This is a genomic window from Alicyclobacillus herbarius DSM 13609 (genome assembly GCF_000430585.1).
GTDB lineage: Bacteria > Bacillota > Bacilli > Alicyclobacillales > Alicyclobacillaceae > Alicyclobacillus_G > Alicyclobacillus_G herbarius.
The window spans coordinates 15,503-31,352 of the sequence record NZ_AUMH01000020.1; the positions used below are offsets into that span (position 1 = coordinate 15,503).

General features: G+C 59.1%; 15 protein-coding genes. 12 read left to right on the forward strand and 3 right to left on the reverse strand.

Annotated elements, in window-relative coordinates:
* Window positions 1–56 precede the first annotated feature (56 nt).
* The 5 genes from H522_RS0113385 (at window position 57) to H522_RS19435 (ending at window position 4,737) form a co-directional block, all read left to right on the forward strand.
* Window positions 57–863: a flagellar motor protein gene (locus tag H522_RS0113385; RefSeq protein WP_026962714.1), complete on the forward strand. Its 807-nt coding sequence runs from the start codon at window positions 57–59 to the stop codon at window positions 861–863.
* The gene (locus H522_RS0113390) at window positions 841–1,617 is read left to right on the forward strand and encodes a flagellar motor protein MotB (RefSeq protein WP_026962715.1); all 777 of its coding nucleotides are present in this window, start codon (window positions 841–843) and stop codon (window positions 1,615–1,617) included. Before H522_RS0113385 ends, H522_RS0113390 begins: the two co-directional genes overlap by 23 nt.
* An 84-nt stretch (window positions 1,618–1,701) precedes the next feature.
* Window positions 1,702–2,358 carry an NUDIX hydrolase gene (locus H522_RS0113395; RefSeq protein ID WP_026962716.1) on the forward strand — a complete coding sequence of 219 codons (657 nt, stop codon included), beginning with the start codon at window positions 1,702–1,704 and terminating at the stop codon, window positions 2,356–2,358.
* Between the two features lie 383 nt (window positions 2,359–2,741).
* The gene (locus tag H522_RS0113400) at window positions 2,742–3,725 is read left to right on the forward strand and encodes an NAD(P)H-quinone oxidoreductase (RefSeq protein ID WP_026962717.1); all 984 of its coding nucleotides are present in this window, start codon (window positions 2,742–2,744) and stop codon (window positions 3,723–3,725) included.
* A 19-nt stretch (window positions 3,726–3,744) separates the two neighbouring features.
* A complete protein-coding gene (locus H522_RS19435; RefSeq protein ID WP_081412140.1) occupies window positions 3,745–4,737 on the forward strand; it encodes a DMT family transporter in 993 nt (330 codons plus the stop codon).
* Window positions 4,738–4,822: 85 nt separating this feature from the next.
* Here the strand turns inward: H522_RS19435 and H522_RS0113410 are convergent, their stop codons facing one another.
* Both H522_RS0113410 and H522_RS19440 read right to left on the reverse strand, forming a co-directional pair.
* Complete coding sequence (locus H522_RS0113410) at window positions 4,823–6,658, reverse strand: ATP-binding cassette domain-containing protein (RefSeq protein ID WP_026962718.1); 1,836 nt, start codon at window positions 6,656–6,658, stop codon at window positions 4,823–4,825.
* The gene (locus H522_RS19440; RefSeq protein WP_051344268.1) at window positions 6,628–7,629 is read right to left on the reverse strand and encodes an ATP-binding cassette domain-containing protein; all 1,002 of its coding nucleotides are present in this window, start codon (window positions 7,627–7,629) and stop codon (window positions 6,628–6,630) included. Before H522_RS19440 ends, H522_RS0113410 begins: the two co-directional genes overlap by 31 nt.
* A gap of 92 nt (window positions 7,630–7,721) precedes the next feature.
* Here H522_RS19440 and H522_RS0113420 point away from each other — a divergent pair, with 92 nt between their 5' ends.
* The 3 genes from H522_RS0113420 to H522_RS19445 all read left to right on the forward strand — a co-directional run bounded on the left by H522_RS0113420 (window position 7,722) and on the right by H522_RS19445 (window position 10,518).
* The gene (locus H522_RS0113420; protein WP_026962719.1) at window positions 7,722–8,351 is read left to right on the forward strand and encodes a biotin transporter BioY; all 630 of its coding nucleotides are present in this window, start codon (window positions 7,722–7,724) and stop codon (window positions 8,349–8,351) included.
* A 56-nt stretch (window positions 8,352–8,407) separates the two neighbouring features.
* Entirely contained in the window at window positions 8,408–8,656 is a 249-nt protein-coding gene (locus tag H522_RS0113425; protein WP_026962720.1) for a YkuS family protein, read from the forward strand.
* 242 nt (window positions 8,657–8,898) lie between these two features.
* A complete protein-coding gene (locus H522_RS19445) occupies window positions 8,899–10,518 on the forward strand; it encodes an APC family permease (RefSeq protein WP_051344269.1) in 1,620 nt (539 codons plus the stop codon).
* A gap of 285 nt (window positions 10,519–10,803) precedes the next feature.
* On the opposite strand, the gene H522_RS0113435 is transcribed toward H522_RS19445, so the two are convergent.
* Window positions 10,804–12,507, reverse strand: a complete 1,704-nt coding sequence (locus H522_RS0113435; RefSeq protein ID WP_051344270.1) for a purine-cytosine permease family protein — start codon at window positions 12,505–12,507, stop codon at window positions 10,804–10,806.
* Between the two features lie 401 nt (window positions 12,508–12,908).
* On the opposite strand from H522_RS0113435, the gene H522_RS0113440 reads away from it, so the two are divergent.
* The 4 genes from H522_RS0113440 (at window position 12,909) to H522_RS0113455 (ending at window position 15,847) form a co-directional block, all read left to right on the forward strand.
* Entirely contained in the window at window positions 12,909–13,211 is a 303-nt protein-coding gene (locus H522_RS0113440) for an urease subunit gamma (protein ID WP_026962722.1), read from the forward strand.
* 69 nt (window positions 13,212–13,280) lie between these two features.
* Complete coding sequence (locus tag H522_RS0113445; RefSeq protein ID WP_026962723.1) at window positions 13,281–13,604, forward strand: urease subunit beta; 324 nt, start codon at window positions 13,281–13,283, stop codon at window positions 13,602–13,604.
* A complete protein-coding gene (gene ureC, locus H522_RS0113450; protein WP_026962724.1) occupies window positions 13,601–15,316 on the forward strand; it encodes an urease subunit alpha in 1,716 nt (571 codons plus the stop codon). Before H522_RS0113445 ends, ureC begins: the two co-directional genes overlap by 4 nt.
* 54 nt (window positions 15,317–15,370) lie before the next feature.
* Window positions 15,371–15,847, forward strand: coding sequence for an urease accessory protein UreE (locus H522_RS0113455; RefSeq protein ID WP_026962725.1), 477 nt, complete (start codon window positions 15,371–15,373; stop codon window positions 15,845–15,847).
* The last annotated feature ends 3 nt before the right edge of the window (window positions 15,848–15,850 follow it).

Here is a 15,850-nt window from a genome sequence, read left to right on the forward strand (position 1 = left end):
CAAAAAGTGGATGCGGGCGCGCAAAGCCAACCGGGTATACATGGGGGGTATGGGTGATGGATATTGCAACGCTGATAGGCCTTGTACTCGCCATCGGCAGCCTGATTCTGGCGTTTGTCACCGATGGAGGTGCCCTATCTGCACTGGCGCAGGCACCGGCGGCATTGATTGTGTTTGGCGGCACCATCGGCGCCACTTTAACGTCCGTGTCGCTGCGTGAATTTCTCAGCGTGGGCAAGCAACTGAAGATTGCCTTCTTCCAGCGTCGGCAAGACCCACTCCAGGTCATTGAGGACCTCGCGGAGTTGGCCACCCTGGCGCGCCGTGAGGGGATTCTGGCATTGGAAGAGCGGCTGGAAGACTATGATGACGAGTTTCTCAAGCGCGGTCTGCAGCTGGTGGTCGATGGGGTCGATCCGGAACTGGTCAAGTCGATGCTGGAGACGGAACTGGCCTACCTGGAGGAGCGGCACGCGGCGGGGGCCGGAATCTTTGAAACCGCAGGCGGTTACGCCCCGACGATGGGCATTATCGGTACGGTAATGGGCTTGGTTCACGTCCTGAGCGGCTTGCAGGACGTGGACAAACTGGGGCCCCAAATCGCCACGGCGTTCACTGCGACCCTGTACGGCGTGGCGAGCGCCAATATCCTCTGGTTGCCGATAGCCAGTAAGTTAAAGCGGCGCAGCGCTGAGGAGGTCCTGCTCCGGGAACTGATTTTGGAAGGAATTCTGTCCATTCAGGCGGGTGAGAATCCGAATATCTTGCGCCAGAAGCTAAAGGCGTTCCTCGCGCCCAAAGACCGGACCGGACGGAAAGAAGACAAGGCGGGTGAGGTCGATGCAGAGACCGTCGAGGCGTAGCGTACGGCACCGCAAGGAAGCCGGTCCGTCCAACGAGCGCTGGCTCATCACCTATTCGGATTTAATCACACTGCTGATGATCTTTTTTGTCATCATGTACTCCATGTCAAAAGTGGATCAGGTCAAGCTCTATATGCTTGAACAGTCGTTGACCCAAGCCTTGCATAAGAGCCACGATGTATTGGACGGATCGGGCAAAAGTTCGCTGATTCAGGCGGCCAATCCAACCGACGTCGGCCATCACCTGGACGCCCCGGCCAAGCAGCCGACACAGAAGCAGGCCGCGTCGGCCCAGGCTCAAGAACTGGACAAGCTCTACCAGCAGATCCGGCAATACATTCAGTCCCACCATCTGCAGGGGACCGTGTCCGTCGTCAACACGATGCGCGGGGTGCAGGTCACATTCCCGGATGCTGCCTTGTTCCCAACGGGCAAGGCGACATTGACGCACAGCGCCCAGACAACCTTGAAGGCATTGATTCCGTTCCTCAAGCAGGTAAACAACAACATCGTCGTGGAAGGCTATACCGATAATCGCCCTATCCACACCGCCCAGTTCCCAAGTAACTGGGAACTGTCTGCAGCGCGCGCGATTGGCGTGGTGCACTTCTTGGCGGACCACGGCATCCAGCCGCAGCGTTTGTCTGGCACTGGCTACGGCCCCTATCACCCGGTAGCCCCGAACACGTCCGACGCCAATCGACAAAAGAACCGGCGCGTGAACATCGTCATCCTCAAACATGTGTCTGGATGATTGGAAGGACCATTCACCGGAAGGACCATTCAATCGTAGCGTCCCCCATTGACGTATGCGCGGCGGTGGCGTAGCGTTAGAGCCATGAAGACTCCATCCGGTGAATCATGGATTCAGCAAATTGAATCGCGCTTGGCCCCGCGTCGTCCAGGAATCATCACCCAGTGCGCTGATTCGCGTGTGTCGGCCGTGCTCGTTCCTCTGGTGCAAGCGGAGGAAGGAGAGTGGGGCTTGTTGTTTGAACGACGGGCGGCGTCCCTGCGTCGTCACTCGGGAGAGGTGGCATTTCCCGGCGGTCACTTCGAGTCGGCGGACGGTGACCTGCGCACCACGGCCCTACGGGAGACCTGTGAGGAACTGCAAACCCCCGTGACGAACTTGCAAATCCTTGCTGATCTCGACGTCCTTGCCACATGGTCAGGCCTGTTGGTCCACCCGTTTCTCGGGCGAATTCACGACCTAGAGCAAGTCACACCCAGCCCCTCCGAAGTTGCCGAGGTGTTTTGGGTCTCTCTCCAGCGCCTGTTCACCCTCGACCCAAAAGTCTACGATTTACAGCTCACTCCGGTTCCGTCCGATGATTTTCCGTTCCACTGGATTTCTGGGGGTCGGCAGCACCGGTGGCGGAAGATGGTGGCTAGGCAGCTCTTTTACGAAGTGGACGGTCAGATCATCTGGGGGATGACCGCCCGCATCTTGGAGCACACGCTCCAGCTCCTGAAGGCGTTTCCCCAGTCCTAACGGCACTGCCGCTCCGGACGAAATCCGACCCTTTCGAGGCTCACCGGGCGGCTCTTGGGAACCGTGATTGAACCCCGGTGAAACTTCGTACGCTCATGACAATGTGCGACAATCCGTTCTCTACCCTGCGCACCATTCAAGCACTATTTCTCAGGAAATGTCGAATACCCAACACCGCCTCAAGTCGTGGAATCGTGTTCTCGACATAACTTCTTACCTACAGTTCGGGATTGGAAGGCTAAAATTAAGGGAACCTGATTCGCTCCGTCTTGGTCGGCGGGGAATGATATGATAAAGGCGGTTGTAACCTCGGTCTGAGCGGCCGGGGATTCCGTACGAATCCGTTTCGGATGCAGTCTTCATTGGCGAAAGGGTGAATCCAGTTGAAAGCGGTGCTCATGACCCATTTTGGCGATCCGGACGTCTTATACCTTGGGGAAGCGCCGACGCCGCGTCCGGCTCGGGGGGAACTCTTGGTGCGTGTGCGGGCTACGGCGCTGAACCGAGCCGACTTGCTGCAGCGGCGGGGGAAGTACCCACCGCCGCCCGGCGCGTCGGAGATCCTCGGTTTAGAGATGGCGGGCGAGGTGGCCGAAGTCGGAGAGGGGGTCGACGGGTGGCGCGTGGGCGACCGGGTGTGCGCCCTGTTGCCGGGCGGCGGCTACGCGGAGTACGCGGTTATCCCGGCCGGTATGGCCATGCGTATCCCGCCCAGCTTGAGCTTTGAACAGGCGGCTGCCATCCCAGAAGTGTTCTTGACCGCCTTCCTGAACCTGTTTTGGCTCGCACGTTTTGCCCCCGGTGAGCGCGTGCTGATTCACGCCGGCGCCAGCGGCGTGGGCACAGCCGCGATTCAGTTGGTGCGCGAAGGCGGAGGAAAGTCGTGGGTGACGGCCGGATCGGCCGAAAAGATTGCTCGCTGTTTGGAATTGGGCGCCGAGGCGGGCTGGAACTATCATGAAGGGTCGTTTGCGTCGTTTGTGGCCGAGCAGACGTCAGGGCGGGGTGTGGATATCATCCTGGATTTCATCGGCGCGCCCTACTTTTCCGATAACATCCGCTCCCTGGCGGTGGATGGGCGATTGGTGGTCATCGGGACGATGGGCGGGACGCGCGTCGATGGGGTTGATCTCGGGGTTCTCCTCGGACGGCGCTTACAGGTTATCGGAACCGCGCTTCGATCGCGATCGGTCTCTGAAAAGATTCGCCTCACGCAGGCCTTCTGGGCGTTTGCGGAACCGCGGTTTGCCACCGCGCGAATGGTCCCGGTGGTCGATTCGGTGTTTCCCTGGACCGACGTGGCGGCGGCACATCAGTACATGGAGGAGAACCGGAACACAGGCAAGATTGTGCTGCGCATCGAATGAATGAAAGGCGGGACCCAGATTGACAACTCCATCCCAAGCCGCTGACCCAGTGCCAACCCGGCGCAACAAGTCGGCCATACTCGCCGTTACGGTAACCTTGATTTTCTGGTCATCCGCCTTTGCCGGCATTCGCCAGGCGTTGTTTCTTGGGTTCACGCCTGGACACGTCGTTTTGCTGCGGTTTCTCAGCGCATCCGCAGTGTTTGTGATTTACGCGTTGATTCGCGGCGTTCGCCTGCCCAAGGGACGCGATTGGGTGGCTGTTGCTGTCTTAGGTTGGACCGGGATTTCCGTCTACCACATTGCCTTGACGTTCGGGGAACAGACCGTGGATGCCGGTACCGCCAGTCTGTTGATTGCAGCGGCCCCGGCCTTCACGGCCTTGATTGCGACGTTTGTGTTGAACGAGCGGCTGCGCCCGTTGGGGTGGATGGGGGTTGTCATCGGATTCATCGGGATTATCCTCATCACGATGGGGTCAGGTTCGTCTCATCGTGTTACGATGGGGGCCTTCTACATCTTGCTCTCGGCCGCGGCCACTTCCGTCTTTTTTGTTGGTCAAAAGCCGTTGTTTGCCCGTTATAACGCGATTGACCTGACTGCGTGGTTTACGTGGTTCGGCACCCTGCCGATGTTGTGGTTTCTCCCAGGCCTTACGCACGACATAACACACTCGCCCGCAGCAGCGACCTGGTCCTGTGTCTACATCGGGGTGTTCCCCGCAGCGATTGCCTACGTGGCCTGGGCGATGGCCCTCAAGGCGGCTCCCGCAGGACTCGTGGCCAGTTCTCTCTACCTTAACCCCATTCTGGCGATTATCATTGCGTGGATTTGGTTGGGAGAATTGCCGGGCTGGCTGAGCATCCTCGGCGGCGCCATTGCGGTATGCGGTGTCTTGTTGGTGAATTTCGGCGGCACCGTCAAGCGTAAGGAGGCGACGCCGAGTCCCTCTGTTGCCGACGAGGCGGTCGAAAACTCTCCGACGGTCGAAAATCCTCCGGTGCAGGGGTAAGCCCGCCGGATGCGAGGGTACCGCCGTTTGTGGGTACGGCCTGTGAATGCAGGGTGGCTGCGGATTGGCTCGAGCTACCGCTTCATTACAACCCCAGCACGCGTATCCCCATCATAAGCGTCCCTGCGGCCATGGCGGCCACGACACAGACCGTATCAGTGCGCCGCCACCTGGCCTGCACACTCTCCGTCCGTTGTTTCCCCAGCCGGTATCCACGAATCTCTAGCGCCTCGGAGAATTCGTCGCCCAGACGCAGGACGGATAACAGCAAGGGAATTCCCACCGCCGGCAGGTCGCGCAGGCGCAGGCCAGCACGCCGTGGATTGGCGCGGGCGCGCGCCCGGGCGATGCGAGCGAAACGGTTGAACTCGGCCAGGAGAACCGGAATAAAGCGGAGGATTAACGACGCGGACAACGCAATCGCTTCACTGGGCAGGCCGATGCGGCGCAGCGGGCGAAGCATCTCTTTGATGCCTCGCTGCATCTGCAGAGGCTCCGTGGTCGTCGGCAAAAGGACGCCGAGGGCAACGACAAGAAAGAAGCGATAGCTCTGCCAGAGGGTATTCCACGCCTGTAAAGGCATAAAGCCTACCCAACTCCAATGCCACGCCCCGTGTGGCCACGCGTCTGGACTGCGGACGGCGATTCCCGACAACATGCCCGATAGGACCATCAGCATCAGCAGCGGTTTCACCAATCGCCACCACGGTCGATACGAGATGCCGGATGTCCACAGAGCCGCGGTGACGACCAAGGTGCCGAGCGCATACCCCAACCCACTGTGCTGCAGCAACAGGCCGGCCGAGAGCACCAGGCAGGCGGCCCATTTCGCCCGCGGATCGAGGTCTCTGGCCGCCTGCCGCCATGGTGTGCCGCCACCGACAGTGTCCGATTCAGTCGGGGCCATGTCAACAGAAGCCGGGGTAGCTGCATCAGCGCCGTGGTCGCAAGCAAAGCTCTCCTTGTCGGCACCCGACCGTGTCTCGCGGGCGCGCATGCCCGCTGCCTCATGCACACCCGCGTCGAGCGGCGCGGGCTGTGGCGAGATGAGTGGCTTTACCGGCGCTTCATCGCGCATGTGCATCCACTCGATGAACGAAGCGGCCAGCTGTTCTGGTGTTAAATCGGTTCCCAGCGGAATTCCCAAACTGACGGCCGCTTGCCCGATGGCTAGGACTTGGGATTCGCACAGACCGGCGGCAGCAAGAATGTGTGGCTGATGGAGCAGGGACGCCGCACAGCCCTGGTGCAGGACTCGGCCTTCACCCAGCACCACCACGTAATCCGCCACGGGCAACAGGGCGTCCAAGTCATGCGTGGCGATGATCATGCCACCCCTTTCGGCCTCATCCCGCCAAGCCGTCAGCCAGCGCGTAAGTGCCGTGGTGGCGGACGGATCGAGACCGGCCGTAGGTTCATCGAGCAAGAGCCAGTCCGGTTTCACGGCCAGTGCAGTGGCCAGCGCGACGCGGCGCTTTTGCCCGCCGGACAAAGTGAGCGGCGAGGTCATCAGAAAGTCTGGACCGAGACCGACATCCGCCAGCGCCTTGACCGTCCGTTGTTCCACCTCCGCGCGCGGGAGCCGAAGCGGCCGCAGGGAGTACCGAAACTCCTGCGCGACGGTCGAGGCGAACAGGTAGGATTCGGGTGACTGGAACACCACACCCAGGCGCTGTTGTACGGTGGCATTCAAACGCCCGCGTTCCCAAAGGGGCGCACCGTCCAAGACGATGGAGCCGGCGTCGGGCTTTACCAGACCGGACAGCGCGTCGAGCAGGGTGGACTTGCCGGCGCCCGTGCTGCCGACCACCAGCGTGATGGCTTTATCCGGGAGGTCTAGGTTCACGTTCTGCAAGCGGGGGCGCGTGTTGCCCGCGTCCCGCTCTGGGTTTACGCAAAGCCCGCGTATGACAACCGGCACTGTACCACCTCCTGCACAAGCGCATCCGGGGTCATCGGCCGCCCCACCGGAATTCCGGCCGCCCGCATCTGTTCCGCCACCACAACCGCGGGAGGCGGGGAGAACCCCATCCCACGGCACGGGGACAGACTCTCCCCTTTTGCCGATCCGCCCGCATGTTCGTCCCTATATCCGTCTGCATAAAAGAAGTCCTCTGGCCTGCCGAGAAACTCGACGCGTCCGCCGGCCAAGGCCAACACCCTGTCGACCCAGGCCAACTCATCCATCCACTGGGTGACCCAAACCACGGTCGTCCCGGACGCCTTCACCTCTCGTGCCACCTCGAGAATCCGGCGTCGGGAACTGGGGTCGAGCATGGAGGTGGCTTCATCGAAGACGACGATTTGGGGGCGGACTGCAAGTGCGCCGGCAATCGCGGTTAGCTGCTTTTGACCACCAGACAGGCTGGCGACGGCATAATGGGCCAGGTCCGAAATCCCCACCCGCTGCAGCGCTTCCTTCACTCGAACGGCGATTTCACGCGGTGCCACCGCCATGTTTTCCAATCCGAAGGCCACGTCTTCCCAGACGGTTGCGCCCACCAGCTGTGCATCCGGGTTTTGACCGACCAGTTGCACGCGCAGCGAAGTGGGTGGCTGTGGACCGTCGGCAGGCGCACCAAAGCGCGATGGTTTTCGCGCCGGTTCTTGCCCGCCAGGTTTCGTCCGCCGTGATTTGGCCGTATTCGCTCTGGTCAGCGGCCAGCGTCTGGACTCGAAGATGGCTTCGGCTTGCCCGCTGGAGAGGGGCAGGAGTCCTGCTAAGACGCGTGCTAGAGTACTCTTACCGCTGCCGTTGGGGCCGACGACGGCCAGCCATTCGCCGGCGCGCACGGACAAGGTCAACGGGTGTAAGACCGTCTTTGGTCCGTGTGGGGTTTGAAAAACTACCTTGACCTGGTCCAGCTGGATGCCTGCCTCCAGTTTGCCCACGCTTTGCATCCTCCCGTTTCCGTGCTAGAATTCGATTGTAAACATGATATCATTCCGTGGTTAACAAACCAAGAGAAGTCGGAGGGATACGTATGCACTTTCGCCTGACGGTGCGCGGGGTGGTGTTTTCCGCTCTGTTCGCTGCGCTGCTGGTGGTGATGAGCTACGCCAGCATTCATATTCCAGGATCTCCGGTGCCCATCACCCTGGAAAACATGGCGGTCATGCTGGCGGGAGCGATTTTGGGGCCTTGGTATGGGTTCTTCAGCATGCTGCTCGTGTTGGTGCTGACCGCGTTGGGGCTACCGCTCTTACATAATTCTGGCGGCATGGGCGTGATTTTGGGGCCAAGCGGCGGCTACATCTGGATGTGGCCCATCTGCGCGCTGGTGGTCGGTCTCTTTACGCACGCCATCGCCACTCGGACGGGCGGTTCTCGCCCACCTCACCGTATCGTAGCCTTGCTTGGGCTGTTTGCCGTCGTGGAGGTGTGCGGATCGTGGCTGGATTATATCCTGGCCATTCCCTGGCTGATGCACACGCTCCACTTGACGTTGGCCAAAGCGATGGTTGTCGGGTGTTATCCGTACCTGCCTGGCGACACCTTGAAAGCGGCCGCGACAGCCGTCATCGCGCGGGCGGTGTACAGCGTGTATCCGCCACAGCGTCTGATTCATGGTGCTGCGGCTCAAGTGGCCGTGCTCGATACGCCCGATGCATAAGCGGGACGCCGTTCGGAAACCTTGAACCTGTAGCCATTTGGCGAGGGGGGACAAGGATGAAGACGGTGGCCGTGGAACAGGGCCTCGGCAACGTGAAGCAATACTTGGAGGCGCAAGGGTGTAAAGTCGTGGATTTTGAACATGCCGCAGCCAACGCGCCAGCCGGCGCGTCTGTGATGGTCGTCACGGGGGGCGACAACAACCTGATGGGGATGCAGGACATCGAGGCGGATGTGCCGATTGTCTCGGCAGAAGGACTGTCTCCGCAACAGGTGTATCAGCGGGTGAAGGACTACTTGCAATAACGGACTCTGAACGAACATGGGGCGGCCAGCAGCCGCTCTTTTTCGTATTATCATTTATATATGTCAATTTCAAAAAATTACCCAACCAATAATTCCTTGTCAAACAACCTTTTAATTTGGTTATGGTTTTGTGTATAGTAGGGGTATAGACACTTCTTCTGGCCTTATTGATTGAAAGCGTTTCATAAAACAAGTAGGAGGGGAAAGGACTCTAAAAACAATAGGAGGGGTGAAAGAACTCTATGGGATATAAGCGCAACGTAGGCGCTTTCGCTCTGATGATGACAGGGCTGGGCTCCATCATTGGATCCGGATGGCTGTTTGGCGCCTGGAAGGCTGCAAACGTTGCCGGTCCGGCATCCATGTTCGCCTGGATTATCGGAGCGATTGTCATCATGCTGATTGGCTTGACGTTCGTTGAGCTGGGCTCGATGTTCCCAGAGGCTGGCGGAATGGTACGGTACGCCCAATATTCGCACGGATCGCTCGTCGGATACATCGCCGGTTGGGCAAACTGGATTGCCATTGTCTCTACCATTCCGATTGAAGCGGAGGCATCTGTGCAGTATATGAGTTCGTGGCCTTGGGCCTGGGCGCAAGCCCTGTACAACGGTCACACCCTGCAGCCGTTAGGTATTTTTTTCGCTGCGGTTCTCGTGTTCATTTACTTTTTGCTCAACTACTGGACGGTCAAGCTGTTTGCACGCGCAAACGCCTTTATCACCGTTTTTAAGTTCATCGTTCCGACGCTGACGTTCGTCGGTCTGATTGTCGCCGGTTTCCACGGTGGGAACTTTCATCAGCACGGCGGATTCGCGCCGTTCGGCTGGTCGGCGGTATTGACAGCGGTCGCCACTTCTGGCGTGGTCTTCGCGTTCAACGGTTTCCAAAGCCCGATTAACCTGGCGGGCGAGGCGAAAAACCCGGCAAAATCGGTTCCCATTGCGGTCATCGGTTCGATTTTGATTGCCGCCTTGATTTATGTCGGACTGGAGGTCGCCTACATCGGTGCGGTGCCAGGACACGACCTGGTCCAGGGCTGGAATCACGTGGTGCTAAACTCGCCGTTTGCCGACTTGGCGCTCGCGATTAACCTGAACTGGCTGGCCATCATCCTGTTTGCCGATGCCTTCATATCTCCGTCTGGTACAGGTATCACGTACACCGCGTCGACGGCGCGCATGATTTATGGCATGGAGAGGAACGGCTACTTTCCGAAGGTGTTTGGTCGCATCCACGCGCGTTTCGGTGTGCCGCGTCCGGCCATGTGGTTGAACCTCGGCGTTGCGTATCTGTTCTTGGTGCTGTTCCGTGGTTGGGGATCTCTGTCGGACGTGATTTCGGTCGCGACCATCATCTCGTATGTGACCGGTCCGATTACGGTGATGGTCCTGCGCCGCACGGCTCCGCACCTGCATCGTCCGTCGCGCATCAAAGGGCTGTCGGTGATTGCTCCGGTGGCCTTTATGCTGGCGTCGCTCATCCTGTACTGGGCGCGTTGGCCATTGACCGGCAAGGTGATTATCATCATGCTCGTCGGTCTGCCCATCTACTTCTACTATCAGTCGAAGGATGGCTTCCGCGGCTTTGCTCGCCACCTCAAGGCCGGTATCTGGCTCCTGGTCTACCTCGGCTGGATGGCGCTGTTGTCGGCGCTCGGCAGCTCGAAGTTTGGCGGACATGATATCATTCCGTACGGTTGGGATATGCTGGTCGTTGCCGTTTCTTCGCTCATCTTCTACTTCTGGGGTGTGAAGAGCGGCTGGGCCAACGAGTACCTGCAGGACGCAGAACTGCTCAACCGGGCTGGAGCGGGCAATCCGTCCGCCACAGAATCGGTCTCGCAGAGCGCGGGGGCCTAAGGCGGAACGCAACCTGGCCCTATTCGGGCCAGGCGAGCTCTCATACAAAAACAGAGTGCCATCGTATTCGCATCATACCGTCGTCTGGGCATCCAGGCGGCGGGTTTGTTTTTACTGCAACCCGTCAGGCAGGTCGAAATTCCGAAACCCGGAGGCGGCGTGCGGGGACTCGGAATCCCCACCGCGGTACTGCGAGTATGCGAACCCGCACATACGGCGCTGTGAGAGGACGGGGGCCAGGCGCCCCCTCCCACCCAATTCCGGGCGACTGCCGAGTGGTCTCGACTATGCGCGCAGTACGGTCGGTTGGGTGACTGTCAGCGGAGTTTTCTTACATTGATCATGACACGTTTTTTCGAGGCTGCAGCACAAGGAGCAAATTGGAGCGGCGTGGAAGGGGCAAAGCAGGATGTCTTCCATTTCATACGAATACCCGCAGCACGAACAGGTGATTTCAGCCTGACTATGGCGATGTGCAGTCTCCCCATCTGGAGCAACCGGGACGTCATAGTCTGGACGGCTCTCGCGCGCAATATAGTATTTTCCCTTCGTCGCCAAAGCGATGATGGGGGCCAGTATGAACGCCAGTGCGAGGGACGAGAGCGCCGAGAACGCCTGCAGGGTAGATCCGAATGCACCAAAGAAGGCCGCGATGGATACGGCTGAGGCGATGATCATAGAGCCAAATCCGACCGGATTGAAGTTGTACAGGTGTCCGCGTTTGAACTCGATGAATTTCGGGCTGATGCCGAGAATCATTTTGTTGATTACGATATCTGACACCATGGCGCCTATCCAGGCCACGGCAACATTTGAATAGAATCCGAGCACGGTGTTGAGAAAGCCAAAGATTCCCCACTCCATCAAGGCGAGTGCAATGGCCACGTTCAAGAACAGCCAAACCACTCGGCCAGGATGGAAATGGAAAATGCGGGAGAAGAAATTGGACCAGGATAGCGATCCCGAATAGGCATTCGTGACATTGATTTTGATCTGAGACAGCAGGACGAAGAAGGTAGCCACCGCCAATGCGGCGAACATGCTCGGGATGACGGTGTGGAAGGCGTAGGTGTACATGTGAATCGGTTCATCCGCCTGCACCTTGCCGACCAGCGGATCGATGTAAGAAGCCATAAAGGAGCCGGCCATCTGTTTGAGGGCGCCAAGAATCACCCAGCCAGGGCCTGCAAGGAGCACTGCGACCCACCATTTGGAGCGGTTAGCTGGGGTCAGGTTGGGCATAAAGCGCAGATAATCCACCTGCTCTCCAATCTGGGCAATGAGGGAGAGCGTTACGCCGCAGGCCAAGCCAAATTCAATCGGGCTGAACGCTGCCCCTGATGCAGAGGCTCCGGCAAAGTGGGTCCAGGCCGCGAATGCGCTCGGGTCTTTGATGGCTATTGCGGCCAATGGACCAAGCATCAGAATCAGCCAGACCGGCTGAGTAAGGACCTGCAGCTTGGAAAGAGCGGTCATCCCGTACATGACCAGTGGGATGACAATCAGGGAGCAGATGAGGTATGCGACCGCCAGCGGAATGTGAAAGAAAAGGTTTAATGCCTGCGCCATGACGGAACCTTCGGTGGAGAAATAGATGAACGTGAACGACGCATAGACCAGGGAGGTCAGGGTGGATCCATAATACCCGAATCCGGCTCCGCGGGTAAGTAGGTCCATGTCGATGTTGTATCTGGCGGAATAGTAGGCAATTGGAATTCCGGTGGCGAAGATGATCGCCGCGACAACGAGAATGGCCCAGAGCGAGTTTGCGAATCCGAAACTTAACGCGATGGAACCACCAATGGCGAAATCGGCCATGTAGGCGATACCGCCTAATGCGGAGTTGGCCACCGTAAATTCGCTCCATCGGCGGAACGAACGCGGCGCATAGCGCAGGGCATAGTCTTCCATCACCGGGTTGTTGACCCATCGATTGAAGGCCCTCCTCGGGCGGCCTTTTCGGCTCTGTTCGATATCCAGTGCTGACATCCGCTCCACTCCTCTCCTCTCTTATACGCCAATTTCAAAATTGGGGCGGTTTTGTGCTGATTTGGCGTAAGTAAGTACACCTTAGCACGTGAAACAAGCCCACCACAATATTTAGTGTAATGTAAAGTGACATAAATAGGACGGAAGAGAGTATATTTCAGGTGTTTCTTGTCTAAGTGAAGGCCAAAAACTCGAAATACATGTCATATGATGTGACATTAAACATTGTGCTTTATTTTTTACGTGCTAGAATGGTCCCAGCAGACGTCGATAATGGAATATTCAGTGCGAAAACCGTCTGTACTTTTCTAAGGGGGGACATCTTCCATGCCTGAGGCAGGGGCTAACGGGCATTCCTCAGCCCGCGACCGTGTTCGAAAAGGAAGCAGTGGAGACCTGCCATGAGACTGACAGATAGGGAGACGGAAAAACTGTTGCTGGTCGTGGCTGGGGATTTGGCGCGGCGACGAAGAGAGCGGGGGTTGAAGCTGAATCACCCTGAGGCCGTGGCGCTCATCACTTGCGAGATCTTGGAAGGCGCCCGGGACGGCAAGTCGGTGGAGGAACTGATGGTGTTGGGCCGACAGGTGCTCTCACGTGATGATGTCATGGAGGGGATACCCGAGATGATTCCTGAAATTCAGGTGGAGGCGACGTTTCCGGACGGTACCAAATTGATCACGGTACACAACCCCATCTCGTAGAGCCGGACAGAAGGTACACCGGTATTGGCAGAGCGAAATCCCACATTTTTAACCAAAGGTGGAGTGGCTTTGATACCTGGGGAATATCTACTTTTGGAAGATCCGATAGCATGCAACGTGGGCCGGCCGGTGGTCACGGTGACCGTGGTCAATCGCGGCGACCGGCCCGTCCAGGTCGGCTCTCACTATCATTTCTACGAAGTCAACGAGGCGCTGGCCTTTGACCGTGCGCAGGCATGGGGTACACGACTGAACATTCCGTCTGGGACAGCGGCGAGGTTCGAACCGGGGGATGCCCGTACGGTGGAACTGGTGCCGTTTGTCGGGGAGCGCCGCGTGCATGGGTTTAACTCGCGTGCGGAAGGCCCGCTGGAGGGGAAAACCGAGCCATGACACTCTGGATGTCGCGCAGACAGTACGCGGACATGTTTGGTCCCACGACCGGGGACGCCGTGCGATTGGCCGACACGGAACTGTTTATCGAGATCGAAAAAGACCTCACTGTATACGGGGACGAGGTGAAATTTGGCGGGGGAAAAGTGATCCGGGACGGAATGGGCCAGCATCCTCACGCCACGCGAGATGACGCCGTGATGGATTTGGTGATCACGAACGCGGTAATTTTGGACGCTTCCGGAATCTACAAGGCGGATGTCGGGATACGCGATGGTCGCATTGCGGCCATCGGCAAGGCGGGCAACCCGTGGGTAATGGACGGGGTCAACGTGTTGATTGGCGCGGGCACCGAGGTGATTGCGGGCGAGGGGAAAATCCTCACGGCGGGGGGCGTGGATGCGCACATTCACTTCATCTGTCCGCAGCAGGTGCCAACGGCGTTGGCATCCGGAATCACCACCATGCTCGGCGGGGGCACCGGCCCGGCGGAGGGTACGAACGCGACGACGTGCACACCCGGCGTATGGAACCTGCACCGGATGCTGCGGGCGGCCGACGGGTTGCCCGTGAACGTGGGCTTTCTCGGCAAGGGCAACGCATCGCATGCGGATCCGCTGCTGGAGCAAGTGGAGGCTGGGGCGATTGGGTTGAAGCTCCACGAGGATTGGGGCTGCACGCCCGCGGCCATTGATACGGCCCTGCGGGTAGCGGACGAGATGGATGTGCAGGTGGCTATTCATACCGACACGTTGAACGAGAGCGGATTCGTCGAGCGGACGCTGGAGGCCATCGCGGGACGCGTGATTCATACCTATCACACGGAGGGCGCCGGGGGTGGGCATGCTCCAGACATCATGAAAGTGGCTTCCTATCCCCATATCCTGCCGTCCTCGACCAACCCGACCCGCCCGTTCACCGTGAACACAGTGGCTGAACACCTCGACATGCTGATGGTCTGCCACCACCTAGATCCGAACGTGCCGGAGGACGTCGCCTTTGCCGATTCACGGATTCGCCCGGAGACCATTGCGGCGGAGGACATCCTCCATGACATGGGAGCCATCAGCATGATGAGTTCTGACTCGCAGGCGATGGGGCGGGTCGGCGAGGTGATTATCCGCACCTGGCAAACGGCGGACAAAATGAAGCGCCAGCGCGGGAAGCTGCCGGAAGATGCCGGGCGCGTGGGGGACAATGTGCGGGTGAAGCGGTATATCGCAAAGTACACCATCAACCCGGCCGTCACCCATGGCATCAGCGCCTACGTAGGTTCGGTGGAAGAAGGAAAGCTGGCAGACCTCGTCCTGTGGGATCCCGCCTTCTTTGGAATCAAGCCCGACCTGGTGCTGAAAGGGGGCATGATTGTGCTCTCGGCGATGGGGGATGCCAATGCCTCCATCCCGACTCCGCAGCCTGTCTTGTATCGTCCCATGTTTGGGACGCTGGGCGGCGCGCGGTTTGACACCAGCGTGACCTTCGTCTCCCAAGTGGCGCAGGAGAGAAAGATTGGCCAGAGGCTGGGCTTGCAAAAACCCACGTTGCCTGTGTCGGGGACGAGGCGCTTGCAGAAGTCGGACATGCTGCACAACGACCTGACTCCTCAGATTGAGATCGATCCGCAGACGTATGAGGTGCGGGTGGATGGGGAGCCGGTTCACTGTGAACCTGCGGATAGGTTGCCGATGGCGCAGAGGTACTTTCTGTTTTGAGGCTTGCCTCATCCGTCGCCGACCCATGACTACAAGAGAAACGGGGGTTTTTTCGTGATTTGTACCAAGGTGGTGGGCCATGTACACGAGGGCGTCGCGGCTTCCCGCCGGTTGGACCGCGTATGGCTGCACTCGGAGGCATTGCTGAAACGGATACAGCGGCTTCGCACCGAATCCGGGCGGGAGCTTGGGCTGCGGCTGCCGGCGGACAGCGCAGCTTTGCGCGATGGGGATATCTTGTGGATGGACGACGAGGCGGCTGTCGTGGTCTCCGTGTTGCCGGAGTCGGTGCTGGTCGTTTCCCCCAAATCGCTGCGCGAGATGGGTGAGGTGGCGCACCGACTGGGGAATCGCCATGTGCCGGCCCAGTTTGAGGGGGATACCCTGATTGTCGCCGACGATCCGCTGCTGGAGCAGTTATTTGTCAGCCTCGAGGTGCCCTTTGTCCGTGAAGAGCGGGTGCTGCGGGAGCCGTTTCGTTACATCGCAGAGCACGGTCATGGTCACAGCCCCGGGCATGGACATGCTTGAGGA